General features: G+C 60.5%; 4 protein-coding genes, 1 tRNA gene and 1 pseudogene. 5 read left to right on the top strand and 1 reads right to left on the bottom strand.

Annotated features, from left to right (window positions below; all coding sequences use genetic code 11):
• Positions 1–148 precede the first annotated feature (148 nt).
• From IBX54_RS11785 to yghU, 4 genes are all read left to right on the top strand, one after another.
• Positions 149–2,668 (top strand): FtsX-like permease family protein, encoded by a 2,520-nt coding sequence (locus tag IBX54_RS11785; RefSeq protein WP_296542846.1) that lies wholly within the window; start codon positions 149–151, stop codon positions 2,666–2,668.
• A 91-nt stretch (positions 2,669–2,759) separates the two neighbouring features.
• Positions 2,760–3,194: a group II truncated hemoglobin gene (locus IBX54_RS11780; protein WP_296542847.1), complete on the top strand. Its 435-nt coding sequence runs from the start codon at positions 2,760–2,762 to the stop codon at positions 3,192–3,194.
• A 51-nt stretch (positions 3,195–3,245) separates the two neighbouring features.
• Positions 3,246–3,322 (top strand) — tRNA-Arg (locus IBX54_RS11775).
• Positions 3,323–3,444: 122 nt separating this feature from the next.
• On the top strand, positions 3,445–4,320 hold the full coding sequence (yghU, locus tag IBX54_RS11770; RefSeq protein ID WP_296542845.1) for a glutathione-dependent disulfide-bond oxidoreductase: 876 nt from the start codon (positions 3,445–3,447) through the stop codon (positions 4,318–4,320).
• Positions 4,321–4,415: 95 nt separating this feature from the next.
• Here yghU and IBX54_RS11765 read toward each other — a convergent pair.
• A pseudogene (locus IBX54_RS11765) lies at positions 4,416–4,580 on the bottom strand (helix-turn-helix domain-containing protein); the annotation flags it as partial.
• A gap of 134 nt (positions 4,581–4,714) precedes the next feature.
• Here IBX54_RS11765 and dcm point away from each other — a divergent pair.
• On the top strand, positions 4,715–5,858 hold a 1,144-nt coding region (gene dcm / locus IBX54_RS11760), incomplete at its 3' end, for a DNA (cytosine-5-)-methyltransferase (RefSeq protein ID WP_296542844.1).

Genomic DNA, 5,858 nt, shown 5'->3' with positions numbered 1-5,858 from the left:
GGGGTCATGGATTGCGTCACTGCGTTCGCAATGACGGGGCTGTTCATGGAAAGCCCCTGTTGACTTAAACCGTCCAAACACGCCCGCCACGTCGGGTTGCTGAACTCGCTTGGCCCCGGCTTTTGTCCGAGTGCGCTATCGTTCGGCTATGAAAATCTCTTTTGTGGCATTGGGCTGGCGCTCGCTCACGCGCGACTTGCGCGCCGGTGAACTGCGCTTGCTGATGGTGGCCGTGACGCTGGCGGTGGCCGCACTCACCGCGGTGGGCTTTTTCGCCGACCGCCTCAAGGGCGGTTTGCAGCGCGATGCGCGCCAGTTGATGGGAGGCGACGCGGTGGTGGTCAGCGACAACCCGATTCCTGCTGCCTTCCTGCAAAGAGCAGGCGCTCTGGGCTTGCAGCAGACCCAACACCTGAGCTTTCCCACCATGGCGCGCGCGCCAGATGCGCAAGGCGGTGCCATCAAGCTGGTCGCGCTGAAGGTGGTGGCACCCGGCTACCCGCTGCGCGGGCGCTTGCGCGTGAGCGCGCTGCCGGACTCGAAAGGTGACTTGACCAGTGACATTCCCCAGCCGGGCGAGGTCTGGGTCGATGCCGCGCTGCTTGATGCGCTGGTCGTACCGCTTGGAGGCGAGCTGCTGCTGGGCGACAGCGCGTTCAAGGTGAGTCGCATCATCGTCAACGAGCCCGACCGCGGAGCGGGTTTCATGAATTTCTCGCCGCGCGCCATGATCAACCAGGCCGATGTGCAAGCCACCGGACTGATCCAGCCCGCCAGCCGTTTGAGTTACCGGCTCGCGCTGGCGGGTGATGACCGCGCCGTTAAAAGCTTTGTCGATTGGGTGCAAGCCCAGGTTGAGGCAAAAACGGTGCGTGGCCTGCGCGTCGAGGCACTCGAAGGCGGCCGCCCCGAGCTCAGCATCACGCTGGATCGGGCCGAAAGGTTTTTGAACCTTGTGGCGCTGTTGGCGGCGCTTTTGAGTGCGGTGGCGGTGGCCCTGGCTGCGCGCAGCTTTGCCAGCAGCCATCTCGATGACTGTGCCATGCTGCGCGTGCTGGGTCTGCGCCAGCGCACCATAGCCGCCGCCTACACATTCGAATTTGTGCTGATTGGCCTGTTGGCTAGCATGTTGGGCGTGTTGCTGGGCTTTGCCGTGCATTACGGTTTTGTCGCGCTGCTGGCCGGACTGGTGCAATCGGCTTTGCCCGCAGCCGGTATCTGGCCGGTGCTGTTTGGCATGGGCATTGGGCTGACGCTGCTGCTGGCCTTTGGCCTGCCGCCAGTGTTACAACTCGCTCAGGTGCCACCGCTGCGCGTGATCCGGCGCGACGTGGGCGGCCTCAAACCGGCATCTCTCATGGTGCTGGGCGTGGGCGTGGCGGGTTTTGCCGCCTTGCTGCTGGCTGCCAGCAGCGACCTTAAATTGGGTCTGATTGCCGTGGGCGGTTTTGCCTGGGCCACGCTGCTGTTTGCGGCCTTGAGCTGGCTGGCGGTCAAGCTGCTGCGCGCCGTGGTCAACGACAGCACGGCGCCCACCGCTGTGGTGCTGGCCACGCGGCAAATTGCGGCGCGCCCGGCCTTTGCCGTGGTGCAGGTCAGCAGCTTGGCGGTGGGCTTGTTGGCTCTGGTGTTGTTGGTGCTGCTGCGCACCGATTTGATCAGCAGCTGGCGCGCCGCATCGCCACCCGGTGCCCCGAATCGTTTTGTCATCAACGTCATGCCCGAGCAGGGCACGGACTTTACTCAGGCACTCAAAAGCGCGGGCGTGGCCCGGTTCGACTGGTTTCCCATGATTCGTGGCCGTCTGGTAGCCATCAACGGGCGCAACGTGAGCCCCGACGACTACCTCGACGAGCGCACCCGGCGCTTGGTTGACCGCGAGTTCAACCTTTCGCACAGCGCCACCCAGCCCGAACAAAATGTGGTGGTGGCCGGGCGCTGGCAGCCCGAAGAGGCAGGCGCCATCAGCGTGGAAGAGGGCATTGCCAAAACCTTGGGCGTCACGCTCGGCGACAGCCTGACTTTTGACGTGGGTGGCCTGCAAACCGAGTCAAAAATCACCTCGCTGCGCAAGGTGGATTGGGCTTCGATGCGGGCCAACTTCTTTGTGATGTACCCGGTGGACCAGCTCGAAGGCGTGCCCGCCACCTACATGAGCGCCTTCAAGGCGCCAGACACCAAAGGGTTCGATGCCGCGCTGGTGCGCCAGTTTCCCAACATCACCAGCGTTGACATGACCGCCACCATCGCGCAGATTCAGCGCGTGCTCGACCAGGTCATTGGCGCGGTCGAATTTTTGTTTGCCTTCACCCTGGCCGCCGGTCTGGTGGTGCTGTTTGCCGCCGTGAGCGCCACGCGCGAGGAGCGCGCCCGCGAGTTCGCCATCTTGCGCGCGGTGGGGGCGCGCGCCAGCCTGCTGCGCCAGGTGCAGCGCATCGAGCTGGCCGGGGTGGGTTTGTTGGCTGGTTTTCTGGCCTCCATCGTGGCCAGTGCGGTGGGTTGGGCGCTGGCGCGCTACGTGTTTGAATTTGACTGGGTGGTGTCATGGTGGGTGCCGCTGCTGGGCGCGCTGACTGGCGCCGTGCTGGCGTTGGCCGCCGGTTGGTGGGGCCTGCGCGAGGTGCTGAATCGTCCGGTGGTGCAAACACTGCGCAACGCGGCGCAGTGATGATCAGGGCTTGTGCGGTTGGTTTGACCTGCTGGCGCGCGTGACCACGGTGGGTACTGCTGAAAAAGAAGGCTTACGAATTACCATGACGATGAACATTGAAGAAAAACCTGTTTTCGACACCCCGTTCGCGTGGATCGGCGGCGAAGCCCGTGTGCGCGCGTTGGCCGAGCGTTTTTATGACCTGATGGACCTGGAGCCGGGCTATGCTGAATTGCGCTCGGTGCATGGCTCGGTGCTGGACGACGCGCGGCAAAAGCTGTTCTGGTTTTTGTGCGGCTGGCTTGGTGGGCCGCAGTATTACACCGACCGTTTCGGCCACCCGCGCCTGAAGGCGCGCCACACGCCGTTCAAAATTGGCGTGCTTGAGCGCGACCAGTGGCTGGCGTGCATGGATCAGGCCATGACCGAGACTGGCGTGCCCCCGGCGTTGCGCGAACGCCTGAACCAATCGTTTTTTCAGACGGCCGATTGGATGCGCAACCAGCCTGAAGCGCAAAAAATGACACATTTTTCAGGGTCTTGAGCGCCGCCTTGGTTAAAAGAGCAGGGTTTCGTTGCTAGAATACGCAGCTTAGCGGCTGTAGCTCAGTTGGATAGAGTATCTGGCTACGAACCAGAGGGTCGTGGGTTCAATTCCTGCCAGCCGCACCAAACGGATAGCCCTGAAACAGAGATGTTTCAGGGCTTTTTCGTTTGCAAGTGTCGCTACACGCCGATCACGGCGAGCGAAAATGCCATGTAAATCAGTAGCAAACTTGCCGAAAGTCCATTCCATGTCTGACTCGAATATTTACACCCCACCCAAGGTCTGGGCCTGGAACAAGGCCAACGGTGGCCGCTTCGCCCACATTAACCGGCCAGTCGCCGGGGCCACGCACGACCATCTGCTGCCGCGCGGCAAGCACCCGCTTCAGCTGTATTCGCTGGGTACGCCCAACGGTGTCAAGGTGACTGTCATGCTGGAGGAGTTGCTGGCGCTGGGTTATGTCGGCGCCGAGTACGATGCCTGGCTGATTCGCATCAGCGAGGGCGATCAGTTCGGCAGCGGTTTTGTCGAGGTGAACCCGAATTCCAAGATTCCTGCGCTGCTGGACTTCAGCGGTCCCGAGCCGATCCGGGTGTTCGAGTCCGGATCGATTCTTTTGTATCTGGCCGAGAAGTTCGGTGCGTTCGTTCCGGCCCAGGCATACCGGCGCGCAGAATGCCTGTCGTGGTTGTTCTGGCAGATGGGCAGTGCGCCGTTGCTGGGCGGGGGGTTCGGCCACTTCTATGCCTATGCACCGACCAAGATCGAGTACCCGATCGACCGCTTTGCGATGGAGGTCAAGCGCCAGATGGATGTGCTCAATCGACGGCTTGCCGAAAGTCCTTACGTGGCCGGCGATGAGTACACGATTGCCGACATGGCCATTTGGCCCTGGTACGGGGCCTTGGCCAAGGGCGAGCTTTACGATGCGGGCGAGTTCCTGCAGGTGAGCGAGTACACCCATGTCATCGCCTGGGCAGACGACATTGCCAAGCGTCCCGCGGTCAGGCGTGGCCGCATGGTCAACCGCGTGACGGGGCCACTGGAAACCCAGTTGCACGAGCGCCATGATGCGAGCGACTTCGACACCCGCACCCAGGACAAGTTACAGCCCCGACTTTGATGGTCCTTCGTCGTTTTGTGTGGAACTTGGCATGCGTTGCGAGTGGAGTTGCTGTTTTTGGGCCCGGCCTTGATGCAGTTGCACGGCTGTGACAATTAAAAAAAGCTTGTCGAATCAAGGCTTTGAGAGGACAACCGCTTGTAGAGCGTCGCACGTGATACGCCATAACGCTCGGCAATCTCTTTGACACGAGCGCGGGCAGCCGTCAGACCAGCCATCGTGCGCTCACGGATCGAGTTGCGCTCGAACTCCGCTAGGGCGTTGCCTGCCTTGTTCAGCCTTCATCCCATGTTCATTTGGCGCATTTGACTTTTCCCCCACACTGCTCGATAAATACTGTATTTTTTATCAGGGGGATACTTTCCGGACATTTTGTCCGGTATCATTGCCTGTCATGAATACACACATAACCACCCTGAACGACAGTGCCGCGCTTGATTACCTTGCAGCGGCACGCCTGCATCACTCGCAAGCCGCCATCGCCAAGCATCTTGGTGTCAGCGAGCGGCAGGTCAGGCGCTGGGAGGCCCGAGAGTCGAGCCCGCCTCAGTATGTGGGCATGGCCTTGCAACGGCTGTTGCCGTTCCAGCCGGTCACCAACCCGAATGCAGATTTCAGATTTATTGATTTGTTTGCGGGTATCGGCGGCATCCGGCTGGCCTTTGAGGACATTGGCGGTGAATGCGTGTTCACGAGCGAATGGGACAGCTACGCGCAGCGCACCTACATGGCCAATTTTGGCGGGCAGCACCCGATCAATGGCGACATCACCCAAATTCCTGCCGAGGACATTCCAGACCATGACGTTCTTCTGGGTGGTTTTCCCTGCCAGCCGTTTTCAATTGCAGGCGTGTCCAAGAAGAACGCCCTCGGTCGGGCGCATGGTTTTGCAGATGAAACCCAAGGCACGCTATTTTTCGATGTGGCCCGAATCATTGCAGCCAAACGGCCCAAGGCATTCATGCTTGAGAACGTCAAGAACCTGCAGTCCCACGACAAGGGTCGCACCTTTGACGTGATTCTGCGCACACTGCGCGACGAGCTTGGTTATCAGGTTTTCCACAAGGTGATCGACGGCGCCCACTTCGTACCCCAGCACCGCGAGCGCATCATCATCGTCGGTTTTCGTGACCCGGTCGATTTCAATTGGGACATGGTTGAACTGCCCAAAAAAGGAACCCGCACGCTGGGTGAAATCATCCACAAAAAGGTTGCTGAACCTGCACTTGAAGCGGATGGTGCCAACTATTACGACCACGCTAAACACAGGGTGCTGGACAAGTACACCCTGACCGACCATTTGTGGCAATACCTGCAAAACTACAAAATCAAGCATGCCGCAGCCGGCAATGGTTTCGGTTTTGGTCTGGTCACGAAAGAGAGTGTGACGCGAACGCTTTCGGCACGTTATTACAAGGACGGTTCGGAAATACTGTTCAGCCAAGGTGCCAAGAAAAACCCGCGCCGCCTGACACCGCGCGAATGTGCGAGGTTGATGGGCTTTCCCGACACCTTCAAGATACCGGTGTCGGATACAC

This window comes from Rhodoferax sp. (assembly GCF_014859475.1).
Lineage (GTDB): Bacteria > Pseudomonadota > Gammaproteobacteria > Burkholderiales > Burkholderiaceae_C > Rhodoferax.
This window is presented reverse-complemented; position numbering and strand designations above follow the sequence as displayed.

Excerpts from the sequence above, each read along its gene's own strand:
- yghU (WP_296542845.1), top strand. The coding sequence starts at position 3,445 with ATGTCTGACTCGAATATTTACACCCCACCCAAGGTCTGGGCCTGGAAC.
- IBX54_RS11780 (WP_296542847.1), top strand. The coding sequence starts at position 2,760 with ATGAACATTGAAGAAAAACCTGTTTTCGACACCCCGTTCGCGTGGATC.
- IBX54_RS11785 (WP_296542846.1), top strand. The coding sequence starts at position 149 with ATGAAAATCTCTTTTGTGGCATTGGGCTGGCGCTCGCTCACGCGCGAC.